Below are 18,169 nucleotides of genomic sequence, written 5' to 3'. Positions count from 1 at the left end.
ATACAAGAATGCCAACAATATTATATAATTACCAAAGGCAATTATATCTATTGTGTACCAATCGTTACTTTAAAGGGACTCGATAAAGCAGAGGGTTGATTTTAATAGTACTAAACTACATATTTTATTATAACAACGCTACTCAACTACAAAAACAGATTTTAAAAACCTATCCAACTTGGGGGGAATCAAACCATCGAATCTACGTGCGTAGCACTATAACGTTCAAAATTATTGGAAGAAAAGAGTTGTTTTTCAACTCAGTTCTGTGCTAAGCGTATTACAAACCTCTCGAATTTCCCTTATCTATAAATCTTGGATTATACAACACATCTTATGGTCTTAGTTATCGGCAAGCCGTATGCCTAGTTATTGGCAAACATTTTTTAATTTTTATACCGTAATTAATTACTACTTTACTGCGGTAGCTTCTAACTCTATTTTCAATGTTTCAAAAAGACTTTTTACTTCCAATACAGTACTTGCCTGTTGTATATTATGTCCAGTTATCCAATCTTGGAAAACATCAAAACAAGTAAATAACTCTTCGAGTGAAGTTGTATAAAAGTTTAATCTCACAATATTTTCACATTTATATCCAGCTTCCTTTATAACTCTTTCCAAATTTTCTATAGCTTGTATTAATTGAGTTTTCATATCGGAATTGCTTGATTTTCCATAATCATCTATTGCCGTTTGCCCAGAAATATAGAGTGTACCTTCTGGCTTTGTAACTTCAACTGCTTGTACATAACTTCTTTCATTTTGCCATTTCCACGGATTGATTACTCTTTTTTTCATTTTTTTATCTTTTTTTTGTTCTAATATTGATACAGTAATTGATAATATTTTATTTCTACTAATTGAATTTTTATTTTCACACTACAAATGTTTAAATAATAGTATCAATCGAGCGTGACATACATCACAATTATAAAAAAGTTCGAATATTAGGAAGAAAGTCGACTAAGTGTCTCACGCGAAACCCCTAAATAAGAAGCTAAAAGAGTTTTAGGAACTCGTTGAAATAGTAAAGGATGTTGGTAAAGAAGTTGTTCATACCTTTCTTTAGCATTTGATGTTAAAAAGGATAAAATTCTATTTTGTGAAGCAATAAATCCAGAGTTAGATTTTTCAAGAAAAAATTGTTTCATTTTGGGTAATTCAGTCGATAATTTTTGATAATTTTTAAAACTCAAAGAAAATACCTTAGTGTTTTCAATACACTGTAGAGACATTTTAGACTTAGTTTGTGAGAAGTAAGCTAAAAAATCACTTTCCCACCAGTCTTCCATTGCAAAGGACACAATATGTTGTTTTCCATTTTTGTCATCGTAAACTAATTTTAGAAGCCCACTAACAACTAAATAACAATTCTTTACATTTTCTCCTTCTTGAATGATAAAATCACTTTTTTTATATGTTTCGAATGAGAAATGTGATAGAATTAGTGAGAACTCATCATCTGCAAGGGATATTAAATTTTCCAAATGTTTTTTTAATTTTTCTTTCATCAAACAAGAATTCTAATTACACTTCTAAAAGCTACTACGGGTTCATATTTACGTATTACGGCTTGGTTATTTAAAAATACATAGCTTCAGCAAATCCATACATGAACAACTGTATACTTTTCTTTAGCGTGAACAGCCAATTACTCTGATGGAATTCTCACCACTGGACAAACATAGCTTCGTGGCAAACTACGGTTTGTGTATGAAACGTAGCGTATAAAAAGACACTAACTTTTCGGATTAACACAGAGCCGAATTTTTATATTTTATTTTTAATTTTTCTCTTTTTAAAAGCCAAATTAAAAATTTGGCGGTCTTCATAAAATACATAAACCTTTTAGTTAAGCACTTATTAGCTATATTTTATACACCTTGTTGTGCGTTCGGCTTTTTATTTTAGTGGTTTCCATTTTCCCTTTATGAAAAACATATTGTTAAATTTTGGAGAATTAAATACTAAATAAAAACTCCAAGCACTTCTGAAAGTCGTTGGATTACTTGTCAAAATATGAGTTGTCGGTTTTTCCATATCAATAATAAGTCTCACAGATTTATAGATATTTGGATCAGTCGTATTTATTTTCCCTTTATATGTTTTTACAATATTATCGTTTTCTGTTTCGTAGAAGTATATAGAATCATTTTTCTTAATTTCAAATCTAAAATGATTGTATTGCCAATCAGTTTGTTGTCCTTTAAAATATTCACGGTTAATTACATATTCTCCGTGATAATCCTTTTTAACTAATTCAGTTTTTGCCGTCAACCATCTAAGAGAAGTTAAGAATAATACTAAACTAAAAATAGCAAACCAAATAAAACCTACTAGTTTACCTATCGATTTCTTTTGAAATAAAAGCCAAGCAATTAGTAATATTCCTGTTAGAGGTAAGAGAATGAAAACGAAGAATAGGTTAAATCCAAATCCCATATTTCTTTTTATATTTTATAGCTGACGCACAACAATGTTACAAAATCACCTATGGTAACTATATTTCTCATTTACAAACACTACCCTTAGGATACTAAGTGGGGTTGGTAGTAGGTTTTATTAGTACTAAACTACATAATTAATTATACATAAGCTATTTAACGATACAACAGATTGTAAAACCTTCCTGACAAGTGCGGCAACATTTCCCACCTCCGGGAAACCTTCCTGACAAGTGCGGCAACATTTCCCACCTCTGGGAAACCTTCCTGACAAGTGCGGCAACATTTCCCACCTTCGGGAAACCTTCCTGACAAGTGCGGCAACATTTCCCACCTCTGGGAAACCTTCAGGACAAGTTTTGACTCAGCTCCTAATTAAAAACAATCAAGATATAAAGGCAAAATGTTTTTAAATTATAAAACTTGAACTAATCTTCAATCTGTTTGTTAATAGTTATTGGTTTCTCCTCTGGCGGAACCCGCTTTTTTAAAAGCAGTATTTGCCCTAGATGACTCGATTGATGTTCCATCACGTGAAACCATGCATAATAATTATTCATACGTGCACCTGGCCAAGATTTTGCCAACCAGGCATCGTTTCGTTTTTTAAGTTCTTCAATTGTTTTTTTTCTTACCTCTTTATAAAAATCCAAATAATATGTAATTGGTTTTCCTATAAATTTTTCTCTCCCCTCTTGCCCTAAGTCTAAGCCCGCTTGCCATTTTTCTTGCTCCTCTTTATTAAATCTTCTATTCTCAAAAGTTAAGTTTTGATAAAATTTTTCGCCAACCGCCAGATGCATAACCAATGCTCCTATACGATTTGCCTTTTCATCCAGAAGAAAATCTGTTGCTCTTTGATCCAGATCCTTAACCGCCCTTTCAACCCTTTTGCTCAAATTATTAAGCATCGAGATTAAGACTCCTAGTTGTGGAGAAAATCCCTCCTCGGGTGTTATATAATAGCTATTATCATGCGTTACACCCTCACCCAAAATCATTAAAGACGATGCACCCGAGTTGTGTTGATCACTAGTATGAAAAGTATAGCCTTTAATCTTGTTCACTGTTTTATCCTCACGCTCTTCTTGCAACCACCCAGGTATGGTATCATCGATAACTTTTTTCTCAAAACCTGCATTAGAGATCGCTACCTTTTTATAGGGTTCCCCTTCATTTTGAAAAAATAATTCGAAATCATCGTAATAAAATTTCCCTTCACTTACCCCACCACCGCCAAAAACGATAGCCTTTACCGATGCATCAAAATAGCCCTCGATCTCATACGTTGTCCATTTTGGATCCTGCAACATCGTATCACTCACTCTATAAAACATACCGTCCTCGCCATTCTTCTTCTCAATTGATGCCCATAGATACGAAGCGCTACCACTATTAGATACGATAGATTTCATCGCGCCCCTCAACTTAAACTTTACTTTGGTATCGGTTTTAACCTCTATTCGTTTTTGAAAATAAACCCATTCTCTTTCTATCACATTAGTTTGTGCAGTGGTATAAAAAACAACGCAAAGGCATAAGAGCAGTGTACTAGGTTTTAAAATTTGTGTGATCATATTTGGTTATTTAATTGACTATTTTTTAGGTTCTATAAGATGGTTACGTCATAGTAGTAGGTTCTATAAACTACTTTACTATCTCCTAGAGCTAGCTTTACAGAAGACCTTATGCTACATCCATCACAAGACACGTAACCCTAAAGCATCGTATCACTATAGCTACTATACCAGATATTAGGTGCCAAATGGGCATCCATTGATACTATAGTGGATACCTCAAATTTTTACTCAAATCTATCAGATTATTTTGTTTTATACATCCCTATAAACCGTGATATTTTTTATACAAAACGTAGTTAGTAAATGTAACGGTTTCTCTTCATAACTTTTAAAAGATGTGCCGATTTTTCTTGATTAGATAGCGTAACCAACCTATTGTACTCTGCAATATGCAGTTTATCAAACCGCTTAGCGATGTAAATTTCTACAAGGATAGATTCCCACAAAAGCGTTAGGACAACAGTTAATCTACCACACAATATATTGTTAATACTCGCTATAAATTTTAGACTTTACTTAGCATACTCTGGCATAGTGTACGCTATGTTTTTTTATACCTTTAGCTATCACACCAAATCAATGTTGCATATGGTAATCACATGTCTGGCTTTTATAATAGTTGCACCAATAGCAACCCTTATGATGACCGCTTTTAGTTATTTAGCCTCCTACATTAGAAAGAGACAGTTCAAAGAACCAGAGTTGCTTACGATATTAATGCACCGTCACTTCAAGATAAATTCAGATAAGAGAACCACTAATCTGCCCGGTTGGGTCTTACATTTTTTGTTAGGATACCTCTTTCTATTTATTTATGATAGCTGCTTCGTATATACCTCTATAGAACCCTCATTAGGGTGGAGTTTTATTGTGGGGATCGGGATGGGTATTTTAGGAATTATAGGCTGGCAAATTATTTTTGCGATCAACCCCAATCCTCCCAAAGTTACCTTTCACGAGTTTTATATACAACTGGTAATTGCACATGTTATTTTTGCGCTCATAGGTTATTTAGGATATTATATCAGGATGTTCATCTCTTAAAGATTCTATTTTAACTTGTTGTAAGTTGATAATTGAGTTACTGATAATTGGTAACTTCTTTCTTTTAGCTAGAATTAAATACCTCTCGCTAAATCTCCCTTCAGAGGAAGACTTTTACTATTCCCTTCCTTCGAAGGAAGGATTGGGGATGGATGTGTTTTTTAGTTTAGTAACTTAAAACCAGAAACTAGTGGCTTTTCACCTCTGACTATAACCAAGAATCCTAACTTTTTACAAATCAATCTCAACATTCATTTCGCTTTTGAGCAATCCTTTACCACCGGCCATTAGACCCTTAATTTTTTCCTGTTCGATCAACAGATCAACCAGAATTAAACTTGAAGAAGGTTCATGCATATATTTTCCTTGTTGCAAATGATAGCGTTGCTTCTTAACGCTCAACACATCATGTAAATAACAAGCAAGCGGTCCAGCCGCCATACCTGTACCCGCTTCTTCCTGTATACCATACCTGGGTCCAAACATTCTTGACGTTGCATTTAGTTGTGCATTTTCGGTATTGGTGGTAAACACATAATATCCTATTAAATCAAAGGCTTCACTAATTTTATTGATGAGATCAAAATCCGGTGACAAGTTTTTCAAAATCTCTGTATCCTTAACTGGAATTAACATAAACGGATTACCAGTGTTTACAACCTTAATAGGGGCCTTAGCACTCAAATCCGTTTTTTGAAGTCCTAAGGAGGTAAGTATTTCAGATTCTTTATCACCAACATCAATATAGGTGGGTGCCAATTGCTCCATAAAAACAAGTTTTCCTGATAGTGCTATATCCCGATTGCCGTCAATTGTTTCTTTGGACGAACGTTCTCCGGACACTGCTCCTATTTGTTTTAAATACGAAAACTTGGCCACAGTCGCATGACCACAATGCGCTATCTGTTTATTAGGTGTAAAGAAATCCAACTTAAACCCTGCTGAATTTGATTTTGAAACAAACGCAGTTTCTGATAAGCCAACTTTATTAGCTATCTGTAGCTTCTGCTGGTTGGATAGGTTGTCGGCATTTAATACGACTCCGGCGGGATTGCCTCCTGCTCCGTTTGCGATAAAAGCATTAAGAATGTGTACTGTAACTGTTTGAAACTACGTAAGGACATTCCAACATGTTTTCTTTTAAGATTTCTCTGGCTTTTTGTACTCTTGATTTGGTACCTGAGTAGGACATATTTAAATGAGTTGTCAATTCCTTTTGTGAGTAATCTTTAAACGCGGTCAGCATAATCACCTCTTTATGCTGCTCAGAGAGTTTCTCTATTTTTTGATAGATGCAGTTCGTTAGTTTACCATACTTAAAACTGTCACCATCATCCTCGGGCAGGTCTAAGCTATCCAATCCTACCGTTTCCTTTTTTAGTTTTCTGAAATGATCCATGATTGGTGTTTCGAGTAATTTGATACACCCAGGAGGTAAGCTTTGTGGCATGTTGTAATTGATGCATGTTGGTTTGCACTTTTATAAAAACTTCCTGATGAAGATCCTGAGCCGTTGGGGCATCTTTTATCTTACTCAAAATAAAGGCATAGAGCTCTTGGCCTAGGTCTATCCAGATGGTTTCGATGTCAGTTTTCATAGTAGTAGTTATTTTAAATAAAAACTTAGGATGAGTACTTTTGAGAATACCGTATTACGAAACTACTCATTTTTATTGTATAGATCTTATTAAGAAAAAATGGAAAACTATAAAAGGGGGGGTATGGTATCGGCTTCAAAATCCTTCACTAAAACTTTCAGCTATTAGCAACGCTACTATACCTGGTGATTAGGTTTTCTTTTTAAACTATAGCAGAATTGCATCCGTATAATGAAAAGACCTTATTACTAAAACAAATATAGTAATAAGGTCTTTAGTAATATAAAACCATCGTAATAAAGGTGAATAAAGCAAGAAATTACTGGGTACAAGTACCAGCTTCCAGATCTTGACGCGTAGGGTTGTAAGGATTGCCTGATGCAGTAAAAGTACCGCTGAGGCCATTGCCATTGATAAGGGGTAGAATATCGCAAAAGTCTGACAAATTAGCATTTTGACTAATTTGAACATTCCCTTGAACATTCTCCAAGTTTTGCAACCCCTTTAAATCTTCAATGACCATTTGATTAATATATAAAGTTCCAGAAACACTTTTTAAGCCTGAAAGTTCTTCTAGAGTGAGTATATCTGAATCTCTGTTATTAATAGTTAAGTTTCCATCAATTCCTTCAAAGTTTTGAGATATAAAAGTATTATATTCGTTTTTACTTCTAATGTTTAAATTACCTCCATATACTCCTTGAGGAAAATCTTTGGTACAATCACCAGACATGACATCACTTTTAGAAGGATTGTATCTATTGAAACTCGTTTCCCTAAAATATCCCTTAAGTCCTCCTGAGTTAAGCATCGTTCTCAAACTACAAAAATTATTTAAACGTGCATTTCCCTCAATGGAAAGACCTTCTTCAATGGTCTCTAAATTACTTAGCCCATCTAAATTATTTATAAAAGGATTAAAGCTAATCTGTAAATTACCGCCTATACTTTTCAATTTGTTTAATCCGTTAAGATTCTCCAATAAGTCATTAGATGTGATAGTAACTATAAATCTAACAGTCGTTAAGTTCCCTAGGGAATCTAAATTTCTCAAAGAACTACACCCTGCAATTTGAAGAAATCCGTTAATATTAACAATATTTTTTAATCCATCAATATTTTCAAGCCCTATATTATCGACTAATGCAATACTACCTTTTATATCTAAATTTTCTAAACCATTTAAATTTGATAGATTAACTGTTGAATTAATTCTTATAGCATTAATTGATCTCAATTGCGATAAGGATTCTAATGAGGTTATACTAATATTGCGATCATAACTTGTTTTACCCGTATAAGCAATATACAAAGTACCTTTTATCTCTTTAAACCCTCTTTTGATAAAATCTTCTATTTCTTGTTGATCAGATAGAATTAAATCTTCTTCAAAAATATCACTCACTCCCTTACCAGCACACGTTAAAGTATTATTTACAGTACCTGCATTGCTATTAACACTTATCACTCCGCCAAAATCATCTATTTTGTCTGGAGTAAACTCAACAGTTATATCCTTTGAACCTTCAACGGGTATTGTACCAGAGGACCAATCCAAAGAAAATCCATTGGGAACCGAAATACTACTAATCTCTAATGGTATGTTTCCAGAATTAGTGATTTTGATTTTTTTTGTGAATACAAAATTTTGGACAACCTCTCCAAAATCCAGCGATGTATCGTCTCTAACAGTAAGTACTAGAGATGCGTTCTCGACCGGTTTTTCTTCCTCTTCCTCTTTTGGCGTTGATACGATTCCATCATCAGAATCTGACGAACTACAACTACATAATAATAAGGTGTAAAATAGTAATAAAAAAGAGTAATTTTTAAGTAGGCTTTTCATATTTAATTTATTTAGAAGCACAATGATACTATTTTTTATATTGATAAAGCAAATTCTTTTTTGAAACGTAAACACCTAAGAACCAAAGTGATTAATTATACCAGTTATTAACACGCCAGAAACCAGAAAGTGGTCAAAGTTGTTCAATGGACATGCTTATGCAAAACGGTTTATTTAAATGCTTTTAATTGTCACACAAATATACTGTAAAGATACTCCTACCATAGCGATTCCCTCTCTGAGAAACCTTCAAGACATAGGTGGTCTACAGCGCATAATAGAAGAATGTTCAGACTACTTTCAATGGCTTATACTAAAGACTAGTGTCTCTTCACTTCTAGCTAGAATTAAATACCTCTCGCTAAATCTCCCTTCAAAGGAAGACTTTTACTATTCCCTTCCTTCGAAGGAAGGATTGGGGATGGATGTGTTTTTTAGTTTAGTAACTTAAAACCATAAACTAGTGGCTTGTGGCTTGTGGCTAAAAAATAACCTTTACCGTTGCTTTAACACGTTACCTCATAGATTTTTTACACCTTGCGTTTTGTAATTGTAAGGAAAACACATGCATACTTTAAAACGTTGGTTACACAACCCGTGGATCAAATGGTCCTTGGTAGGGATTACTGGACTCTTGGTACTACTCATCGGTTTTTATATCAGTATCTATGCTGGTGCTTGGGGCAAAGTCCCAAATGTAAAAACGTTAAGTACCCTCAAACAATCTGAGGCTACTCAAGTTCTTGACAAAAATGGAGAATTAATTGGTAAATATTACATCTATGACCGTCAACCCATCACCTTTGAGGATTTGCCACAGCACTTGATCGATGCACTTATAGCTACCGAGGATGTCCGTTTTTACGAACACGAGGGAATTGATAATAAAAGTCTACTTCGCGTATTTTTTAAATCCATCTTATTACAAGATAAATCCTCTGGAGGGGGAAGTACTATTACGCTTCAGTTAGCTAAAAATCTTTTCGGAAGAAAAGACTATGGCAAAATTAGTATTATAGTCAATAAACTGAAGGAGTCTATTATTGCTAGCCGTATCGAATCGATATATTCTAAAAGTGAAATTCTTACTCTTTATTTTAATACCGTTCCCTTTCCCGATAACACTTACGGAATCGAAAGTGCTGCGCAAAAATTCTTTAATAAAACGACCAAAGCCCTTACCTTATCAGAGGCGGCTGTCTTAGTCGGCTCCTTAAAGGCAAACAATGGATATAACCCACGTCTCTATCCAAAGCGCAGTCGGGCACGACGCGATATTGTATTACAACAAATGGTAAAATATGAGTATTTAGACGAAGATCGTGCAAATAAGACCACCCAAGATACCATTGCCCTAGACTATCAGTATTTTAATCATGATATGGGGGTAGCCCCATATTTTAGAGAAGCGGTAAAAAAACAGCTAGATTCGTTGCTTCGAGGACTCAATAAAGAGGATGGACAACCTTATGATCTATATCGTGACGGACTCATAATCCACACTACTCTAGATTACAAAATGCAGACGCTGGCAGAAAAGGCTATGCAAGAACATATGCAAGCACTGCAAGTAGCATACGAAAATGATCATGGGGCTTACGCTCCATGGAAAAAACAACTTACTACAAAAAATACCTTGGTTAAAAGAGCTGCGCGCTATAAAAAACTAAAAGCTGCAGGACATCCTGATGCTCAGATAAACGATTCGCTTAACGCGAAAAGAGACATGGAGTTTTTTACGTGGGATGGTAACATAACCCAAAAAGCATCTATTATAGATAGCTTGCGACACTATCAAAAATTCCTCAATACCGGGATGTTATCAATAGATCCTGCTACAGGAGCGGTACTTAGTTATATCGGTGGTATTGATTATCGTTATTTTAAATATGATCATGTATCCCAAAGTAAACGACAAGTAGGTTCTACCTTTAAACCTTTTGTATACACCGCGGCAATAGACAACGGTATGAAACCGTGTACTTATTTTCCTGTACGAGAAGTTACCTATACCAATGTAGATGATTGGACTCCTACCAATGCATCAGAAACCGAAGATCCATATCTCAATTATACTCTGGAGACTGCATTAAGCAACTCTGTAAATACCATTGCTGTAAAAGTGCTGAACAAAGTGGGTATTCCAAAAGTTATCGACTTAGTTCAAAAATTAGGTATCACAAGTAAGATTCCCAAAGAGCCTTCTATCGCGCTTGGTACTGCAGGAATTACCTTAAAAGAAATGACTGGAGCGTATACCAGCTATGTTAATGATGGTAAACCTGTTGTACCCTATTGTATTACTAAAATAACTACCAAAAGTGGTAAGGTGCTAGCAGAGTACACCCCAAAAGTAGCTGACACCGCAGCATATTCTAAGTATACCCGAGAGGTTTTACTCGAAATGATGAAAGCGACCGTAGATAAGGGTACAGCAGCTAGACTGCGTACAACTTATGGACTTACCAATGCGATTGCGGGAAAAACGGGTACAACACAAGATAATAAAGATGGATGGTTTGTAGGGATCACACCAAAATTGGTATCGATTACTTGGGTGGGTAATGATGATTATGCTATTGGTTTTAAGAGTACGCGTATAGGACAAGGAGCAAACGCCGCCTTACCTATTTTTGCTAAACTCTATACAAAAATGAACAACGATCAAGAATTTGATCATTATACCAAAAGTAAATTTGCCGAGACCAGTACCGAGGTTGTTGATGATCTAAATTGCGACCCCGAAAAAAGAGATAACCTCTTAAAGCGAATCTTCTCTAGTAAAAAAAAGAAAAAACGTTTCAAAAAAGAAAAAGATAAATAGCACCCTAAAGCGTGGGTACGTCAAACCGTTTAAGTAGGTATTGATATACACGATAAGCTAAATACCCCATCCCGATACCCGCAGTCATACCAACGGCCACATCGGCTGGATAATGCACCCCTACATAGATACGGCTATAGCTAACAATTACTGCCCATAGTACCATAAAGACAAAAATGTATTTAAGACGAGATTGTAAGGTTAAGCCTGTAAAAAATGCTAAAGCCATTGAGCTAGTCGCATGCCCAGAGAAAAAACCATGCCTCCCACAATGTTCGGCAATAAATCGAGTAAACTCGGCTACACCCTCGGCACGGCACGGCCGCGGACGCATAAAAAAAACATTCTTAAACAAATTAGCCAGTTGATCTGTAGCGGTTATTAATGCCGCAACTAACACCAAACAAATTAACGTTCCCTTAAGCCCAAAATTCTTAAAGAAAAAATACAGCAATAATAAATATAATGGAATTTGATAGAATTTTTCGGTCATGAACAACCAGAATCCATCCCAAGCGGGCATTCCCAGATTATTTAGGTATATAAATAAATCTTTATCGAGCTGTATTACTTCTTCTATCATAAATTATATTCTATAGATTTACTCCTCGTAACGTTCAATCTCACGATCATAAAAATCGTTTGCAGCTTTAAATAAACTTTCTGCTTCTTCTTGTAGTTCTTTTTGATCAGAATCATCAAACTCTTCTAACCACTCTACTTCATCGTCACCCAAATTGATAATAAATCTAGGAAATTCTGTATGAATTACAAATATTGCGTCAGGAAGATCAGTATTATCTCCTAAAATAAATTTCGGAAAAGCCATATAGTGTACTTAAGATTATCAAAACGTCAAATATACTAAGATTTGACGTAGTTGATCAGCAATTCACTTCATAAAAATTTATTCAATGCGCTGCGCTTATTGTGGGGCTATAATCTCGACCTCGACACGATTAAATTCTTCTGGATTGGCAGTATTCAGTTTACCAGCAGTATTTGCATCAACAATCTCTATTAAAGAAGCATCGATACCTTTATTAATAAAGTATTCTTTCACATTAAGTGCTCTAGTCGATGCCATGATTTCATTTTCAAAAGCAGACCCAGCATCATTAGCATATCCTTTAATTTTAATAGCATCTACTTTAAATAATTGAACATATTGGATATAAGTATCCAGTTCTTTCTCGACAACACTATCGGTTTCACTCTCACCATTTAAGAATTCAATATCCTTAAACTCAAGTACCATACTACAAATATCTTGTGGCATAAGATTTTGTGTTGATTGCATTTCTAATAACATGACATCGTCTACAAAATAATAGGCATTACCCATATCGCTAGACGAGGATTTGAGCGATCTACCTTTTGGATTATCTCCAAAATACCCTACAGAAATATAGTTCTCTGTACCTTTAGCTTTATAAACTCCGCATACTTTTGTCCAATTTTGATAATCACATAACATCTCGGTAGAAGCTATATGCAGCTTTAATTTTGAAGTCGGAGTTATTTTTGGCTTTCTCGAACTAAAGTATGTACCAATCGAGGATGTACAACCTTTGGATACACCTTCTGCTAAACTCACATACATGTGAAAATAATAGAACTTACCTGCTTTAAGCGGTCTATTAAGCTTTGCTACAATACCCTCTTTGTAAATTCCGCCAGAAATGTACATTCCTATTTTACCCTCACCCGTGCGTGGTTCTTGACGACCAAACTGAGGTAAAAAATTATTTGCTTTATGCTTAAATTTTACTGTCGCTGTGGCTGGATGAAAAACATCTGGAGAATTTACTAACGCAGACCAATCTTTCATTTTTGCAAAATTCTGCATCTCATGCGTTAATTTCGTAACTGAAGGATTTGTTTCTTCAAATCCAGGATTAGGCACTAGATTTTGAGCGTTGGTGTAGGTTAATGTTAACACATAAAAAAACACACTACAAAGTAACGTGTAAAAGCGAGGTTTTGGGACTGTCATTTTTTTACTTTTAATTCGATTTGGATGCGGAAAGATACTTAATTATTTGTTAAATCCAAATTGCATATATACGAGAATAACCTTGTCATTCTAGGTAAACAGTAAGCATAGGTTAACCTATATAAACGTAAAAAATTAATTTTCAATAATTTATATAGTTCAGATTTTATAATTACGTATCCAACAAACTACCTTTTATGATCATACGGTCACTTAGTATTTTAAAACGAATAAACAATAAAATAGCAGAAACACTAAGACCCGCTAAGAGTCCTAACCAAATCCCAGAATTTCCAAAATCTGTATACAATCCTAAGTAATAACTTACAGGAAAACCAACGATCCAATAAGCAATAAACGTAATTACTGTAGGTATAATTACATCTTGTAACCCTCGTAGTGCGCCCAGAACTACCACTTGTATACCATCAGAAATTTGAAATAACGCTGCTATTAGTAAAAGTTGAGAAGCTATTTCAATCACCTCTTTATTATCTATTACATTTGCCAAATCATTACTATCCAAGTACATCTGTGGTAAAAGAGAATTAAATACAACAAAAAAGATGGCAAAAAGTACTTCGATAAAAAACGTAAGTACCAAAATTGATAGAGCAATGCGCTTAAGTTCTCGATATTGTTGCAAACCTTTTTGATTTCCTACCCTTACCATAGCAGCTACACTAAGTCCCGTGGCTACCATAAAGGTCATCGATGCTAAATTTAAAGCAATTTGATTGGCCGCCTGCGGGTTTTTACCTAAAATACCAGATAACCATATAGCAGCTGTAAAAATGCCTACCTCAAAAAACATTTGCATGGCAGAGGGTAATCCCAATGATACTATTTTGCGCAACATCGTGCTCTCTAATACAAACAGCTTAATGGCCGTAACGTACGCTTTTGCTTTAGCATTGGAGCGAAGTAAAACCCATAAAAAAGCTAGCATGACAAAACGTGATAATAAAGTGCCTATTGCTGCTCCTACAATTCCTAGTTGTGGAAAACCAAATTTTCCAAAAATTAATAAATAATTGAGTACTATATTTACTACGTTGGCAATTAAAGTGGCATACATAGGATACTTGGTCATAGATAACCCATCTGAAAATTGCTTAAATGCCTGAAATACAATTAATGGAATTAAAGAAAATGCTACTAGATCTAAGTAGGGTATCGCCAGCTCTACTACCTCAACGGGCTGTTTCATTAAATACATGATCGGCTTTGCTGCAAGAATAATTAAAAATAATACTATACTGATCACCGTACATAAAAACAACCCATGTTTGAGTGCCGACTTACCCGAACTAAAATTAGCCTCACCATCTGCCTCTGCTACCAGCGGCGTGATGGCTGTTGAGAAACCAATACCAAGAGACATAGCAATAAACATAAAACTGTTACCTAAGGATACTGCGGCTAATTGCGCGGTACCTAACTGACCTACCATAATATTATCTACCAATCCCACAAAGGTATGCCCCAACATACCTAACATAACAGGGGCAGCTAGTTTGAGATTGTAACGAAATTCTTTGGTGTATTGTGTAAGCATATCGACTATTGAGCCTATAAAGGTATTATATCTAACGAAATTAGAATTTTTAAATGTCTTTTTTTTACCTACTTTTAATTCTAACTTTTAAAATACTAAACTGTAGTGTCACAAATACCTCTGAAAAAAGAAGCATCCAATCTCTTTCTAGTTATTGCAACCATTCTTCTAGCTTTACTCGCGTTTGCATCGCTACCTTTTATCATGATGTCTCCCATGATATTTGATAGTCCTGGTTCTCTAGAGAGTATAAATACTATTATTTTATTCATAGCGCTAATTAGCTTTCCTATGATGGTAATAGTTGCTATCGCAAGTGGCTGGACATTTCATTATTATAAAAAATATATAGTATCAAAAATTTTAATTAGTCTCCCTATACTCAATATCATTATAGGCATAGTATCTTGCTTGTATTTGATATTTGTCTGTGAAGGAACCTTTAATTGTCTTTAAGCCTTTGGAATATTACATAATAATGTGATAAAAATAATTAAAAATATCAGTCAAAAAAAACAGTACTTTTACTATATCATTTTATATAAATTATGGACGTTAAAATTGACTATAGCTTTGGATCACTCGAGTTTTTTGATAACTATTTGATATATCGAATGAAAGATGTTAAGCGATTCACTCTAAAAGACAGTAAAAAATTACTGGGCGATATAACAAAGCATTACGGAAGAAAAAAGTATGTTTTTATCTCTCAACGCGATTATCAAATTGACATAGAAAAGGAGGCTTATAAACTAGTTAATACTAAAAGAATGCTTGGTTGTGCTTTTGTATCTACCAACAAAAACACCCTTGAAGACGCTAAAAAAGAACAACAATGGTTTGATAATTCTTATGGATATTTTTCTTCGATAAACGAAGCTATCGCTTGGGCAGAAACAATAATCAAGAAAAAATTATAATCTTACCATTCTTTAGTATTTATCAAGATACTTACTCGTAATCAACCCCATATTTATCGAACAAGTAAACCAGACTAGCCATAGTAGCAGCTCCTAACTCCAGTTCACGTCTATTTACAGCATCAAAGGTGTCACTTTTGGCATGATGATAATCAAAGTATCGTTGAGAATCTGGTCTTAACCCTGCTAAGACATTATCAATCTTTTTAAGTGGCCCGATGTCTGCTCCACTTCCTCCCTTAGCAAAATAATGAATTAAATAAGGTTCAAATAAAGGTTTCCAAGATAAGACTTTATTGAAATTAGAATCTGTACAATCAAAAGAAAATCCTCTAGGACTAAATCCGCCAGAATCGCTCTCTAGTGCAAAGACATGGTTCTCATTTTTTTCTTTAGCTACTTTAGCATATTTTTTACCTCCGCGCAAACCGTTCTCTTCATTCATAAACATAACCACTCTAATAGAATGTCTAGGTCGATACCCGATTTTTTTAAATAAGCGTACTACCTCCATGGATTGCACGATACCTGCTCCATCATCATGCGATCCATCGCCTAGGTCCCACGAATCCAAATGTCCTCCAACTACCATATATTTGTCTGGAAACTCTGTTCCTTTAATCTCTCCAATAACATTGAAAGATTCTACATCCTCCCACGTTCGACAATTCATATTGATATGAAGTTTTATCGATGGATTAAGTTTTAACATTGAACTTAATAAATCCGCTCCATTGGTACTGATAGCAGCTGCCGGAATTTTTTCGTAAGATTTTAAATCACCATAACTCATTGCACCTGTATGCGGCAAATCATCTGATCGCAAGGTTAACGAACGAACGAGTACGCCTACTGCGCCGTATTTTGCGGCGATTGCAGCACCTGAGTATCGTTGATCCACGCATCCACCATATGCCTCAAACGTATTAATTAAATCTGCCTGCATAGGACGATTATAGAAAACAATTTTTCCCTCAACTTCTTTCCTTCCTAGTTGCTCAAGTGCTTCTAAGCTTTTAACTTCAATAATAGGTGCCTTGATACCGCCAATAAGTGTGGGAACAGAACCTCCTAATGCGCAAATGGGTACGGTGGTAGACTTACCAGGTTCTGTTTCGATATACGCAAATTCTGTTACACCTCTTGTCCATTTTGGCACCATCACTGGTTGTAACCAAACTTTATCCAGTCCAAGTTTTTCTAACTCTTCTTTTCCCCATTCTACAGCTTTTTGTGCGTTAAGAGATCCCGATAGACGTGCTCCAATTTGATTAGACAAATGATCTAACCATTGATAACTATTACCCTCTAGAAGTGCTGTATCGTATATTTTTTTTAATTGTGTTCTATCCTCTTTACCTACGGTTGATTGTGCGTTGCCTTGAATGATAGCCAACATGTATAAACAAACAAACACTTTTTTAATATCCATAAATTTTGTCATTATCATTGTTTTCTAATACCTACTCCTTACGTAGTTGAGCCTTGTAAAATTCGATGTTTTTTTGTGTTTCTGTATCCAATTCGGGTTCTTTAATGTCGGTATATTGTTTTAACGTATCCAACAGTATCTTAGCCACAATATAACGCGCTGTCGGTTTATCGTCTGCTGGGATTACAAACCAAGGAGCATGCGATTTTGATGTTTTATTAATAGCATCTTCATAATACTCTTCATACCTATCCCAAAGGGCTCTTTCTTTAAGGTCTCCTGCAGAGAATTTCCAGTTTTTTTCTTTTTTATCCAGACGTCGCAATAACCTGTCCTTTTGCTCTTCTTTTGATAAGTGTAAGAAAAACTTAAATATAATAGTACCGTTATCTGCCAAATGCTTTTCAAAATTTCGAATTTGATCAAATCGTTTTTCCCAAAATGCATCGTCAATATCTGCTATACTACTTACATCGGGTAAATTTTCACCTAAAATATATTCGGGATGCACTCTCGTGACTAAAACATTTTCATAATGTGTTCTATTAAAGACGCCAAACTTACCGCGTTGTGGCAGGGCAATATAATGTCGCCAAAGATAATCATGGCTTCGCTCTAGCTCTGTAGGAACTTTAAAACTATGCACAACAACACCTCTACTATTAAAATCCTTAAAAACCTCCCGAATCAAACTGTCTTTTCCAGCAGTATCCATACCTTGTAAACAGACTAATACAGCATATTTGTCATGAGCATACATTGTATCTTGTAAGCTTCCTAGCTTCTCTCGAACGTTCTCTAACTCATTTTCTATCTTTTTTTCGCTAGCATCCAAATCATACGTAGTTGCTTCTTGTTTAATGTTAATTGATTGGGTAACCTGAAAATCAGAAGGTGTTATCTTTTTCATAATGCTGCGTAATA

18 protein-coding genes are annotated in these 18,169 nt (G+C 34.9%); 3 read left to right on the top strand and 15 right to left on the bottom strand.

Annotated features, from left to right (window positions below):
• Positions 1-411 precede the first annotated feature (411 nt).
• The 4 genes from ACE939_RS01830 to ACE939_RS01815 form a co-directional block, all read right to left on the bottom strand.
• Positions 412-801 (bottom strand): RidA family protein, encoded by a 390-nt coding sequence (locus ACE939_RS01830; RefSeq protein WP_378187072.1) that lies wholly within the window; start codon positions 799-801, stop codon positions 412-414.
• A 149-nt stretch (positions 802-950) separates the two neighbouring features.
• Positions 951-1,514 (bottom strand): Crp/Fnr family transcriptional regulator, encoded by a 564-nt coding sequence (locus ACE939_RS01825; RefSeq protein ID WP_378187071.1) that lies wholly within the window; start codon positions 1,512-1,514, stop codon positions 951-953.
• Positions 1,515-1,905: 391 nt separating this feature from the next.
• Positions 1,906-2,445 (bottom strand): hypothetical protein, encoded by a 540-nt coding sequence (locus ACE939_RS01820; RefSeq protein ID WP_378187070.1) that lies wholly within the window; start codon positions 2,443-2,445, stop codon positions 1,906-1,908.
• Positions 2,446-2,875: 430 nt separating this feature from the next.
• Positions 2,876-4,024 (bottom strand): DinB family protein, encoded by a 1,149-nt coding sequence (locus tag ACE939_RS01815; RefSeq protein ID WP_378187069.1) that lies wholly within the window; start codon positions 4,022-4,024, stop codon positions 2,876-2,878.
• A gap of 546 nt (positions 4,025-4,570) precedes the next feature.
• Here ACE939_RS01815 and ACE939_RS01810 point away from each other — a divergent pair.
• Positions 4,571-5,071 carry a hypothetical protein gene (locus tag ACE939_RS01810; protein ID WP_378187068.1) on the top strand — a complete coding sequence of 167 codons (501 nt, stop codon included), beginning with the start codon at positions 4,571-4,573 and terminating at the stop codon, positions 5,069-5,071.
• Positions 5,072-5,302: 231 nt separating this feature from the next.
• Here the strand turns inward: ACE939_RS01810 and ACE939_RS01805 are convergent, their stop codons facing one another.
• The 4 genes from ACE939_RS01805 to ACE939_RS01790 all read right to left on the bottom strand — a co-directional run bounded on the left by ACE939_RS01805 (position 5,303) and on the right by ACE939_RS01790 (position 8,515).
• On the bottom strand, positions 5,303-6,145 hold the full coding sequence (locus ACE939_RS01805) for a PhzF family phenazine biosynthesis protein (RefSeq protein ID WP_378188406.1): 843 nt from the start codon (positions 6,143-6,145) through the stop codon (positions 5,303-5,305).
• Between the two features lie 7 nt (positions 6,146-6,152).
• Positions 6,153-6,470, bottom strand: a complete 318-nt coding sequence (locus ACE939_RS01800; protein ID WP_378187067.1) for a sigma factor-like helix-turn-helix DNA-binding protein — start codon at positions 6,468-6,470, stop codon at positions 6,153-6,155.
• The gene (locus tag ACE939_RS01795; RefSeq protein WP_378187066.1) at positions 6,424-6,669 is read right to left on the bottom strand and encodes a sigma factor; all 246 of its coding nucleotides are present in this window, start codon (positions 6,667-6,669) and stop codon (positions 6,424-6,426) included. Before ACE939_RS01795 ends, ACE939_RS01800 begins: the two co-directional genes overlap by 47 nt.
• A 319-nt stretch (positions 6,670-6,988) precedes the next feature.
• Positions 6,989-8,515 (bottom strand): DUF1573 domain-containing protein, encoded by a 1,527-nt coding sequence (locus ACE939_RS01790; protein WP_378187065.1) that lies wholly within the window; start codon positions 8,513-8,515, stop codon positions 6,989-6,991.
• Positions 8,516-9,080: 565 nt separating this feature from the next.
• Here ACE939_RS01790 and ACE939_RS01785 point away from each other — a divergent pair.
• Positions 9,081-11,339 (top strand): transglycosylase domain-containing protein, encoded by a 2,259-nt coding sequence (locus ACE939_RS01785; protein WP_378187064.1) that lies wholly within the window; start codon positions 9,081-9,083, stop codon positions 11,337-11,339.
• Positions 11,340-11,343: 4 nt separating this feature from the next.
• Here ACE939_RS01785 and ACE939_RS01780 read toward each other — a convergent pair whose 3' ends face one another.
• The 5 genes from ACE939_RS01780 to ACE939_RS01760 all read right to left on the bottom strand — a co-directional run bounded on the left by ACE939_RS01780 (position 11,344) and on the right by ACE939_RS01760 (position 15,165).
• A complete protein-coding gene (locus tag ACE939_RS01780; RefSeq protein WP_378187063.1) occupies positions 11,344-11,922 on the bottom strand; it encodes a phosphatase PAP2 family protein in 579 nt (192 codons plus the stop codon).
• 18 nt (positions 11,923-11,940) lie between these two features.
• On the bottom strand, positions 11,941-12,168 hold the full coding sequence (locus ACE939_RS01775) for a hypothetical protein (RefSeq protein WP_378187062.1): 228 nt from the start codon (positions 12,166-12,168) through the stop codon (positions 11,941-11,943).
• 96 nt (positions 12,169-12,264) lie between these two features.
• The gene (locus tag ACE939_RS01770; protein WP_378187061.1) at positions 12,265-13,335 is read right to left on the bottom strand and encodes an OmpA family protein; all 1,071 of its coding nucleotides are present in this window, start codon (positions 13,333-13,335) and stop codon (positions 12,265-12,267) included.
• A 172-nt stretch (positions 13,336-13,507) separates the two neighbouring features.
• Complete coding sequence (locus ACE939_RS01765; RefSeq protein WP_378187060.1) at positions 13,508-14,893, bottom strand: MATE family efflux transporter; 1,386 nt, start codon at positions 14,891-14,893, stop codon at positions 13,508-13,510.
• A gap of 95 nt (positions 14,894-14,988) precedes the next feature.
• The gene (locus ACE939_RS01760) at positions 14,989-15,165 is read right to left on the bottom strand and encodes a hypothetical protein (RefSeq protein WP_378187059.1); all 177 of its coding nucleotides are present in this window, start codon (positions 15,163-15,165) and stop codon (positions 14,989-14,991) included.
• Between the two features lie 276 nt (positions 15,166-15,441).
• On the opposite strand from ACE939_RS01760, the gene ACE939_RS01755 reads away from it, so the two are divergent.
• Complete coding sequence (locus ACE939_RS01755; protein WP_378187058.1) at positions 15,442-15,813, top strand: hypothetical protein; 372 nt, start codon at positions 15,442-15,444, stop codon at positions 15,811-15,813.
• Between the two features lie 31 nt (positions 15,814-15,844).
• Here ACE939_RS01755 and ACE939_RS01750 read toward each other — a convergent pair whose 3' ends face one another.
• Together ACE939_RS01750 and ACE939_RS01745 are read right to left on the bottom strand one after the other, a co-directional pair.
• Positions 15,845-17,257 carry a M28 family peptidase gene (locus tag ACE939_RS01750; RefSeq protein WP_378187057.1) on the bottom strand — a complete coding sequence of 471 codons (1,413 nt, stop codon included), beginning with the start codon at positions 17,255-17,257 and terminating at the stop codon, positions 15,845-15,847.
• 19 nt (positions 17,258-17,276) lie between these two features.
• On the bottom strand, positions 17,277-18,155 hold the full coding sequence (locus tag ACE939_RS01745; RefSeq protein WP_378187056.1) for a PPK2 family polyphosphate kinase: 879 nt from the start codon (positions 18,153-18,155) through the stop codon (positions 17,277-17,279).
• Positions 18,156-18,169: the final 14 nt, after the last annotated feature.

This window comes from Aquimarina rhodophyticola (assembly GCF_042434915.1).
Classification (GTDB): domain Bacteria; phylum Bacteroidota; class Bacteroidia; order Flavobacteriales; family Flavobacteriaceae; genus Aquimarina.
The sequence above is the reverse complement of the archived record's forward strand: the minus strand, read 5'-3'. Positions and strand labels throughout refer to the sequence as shown.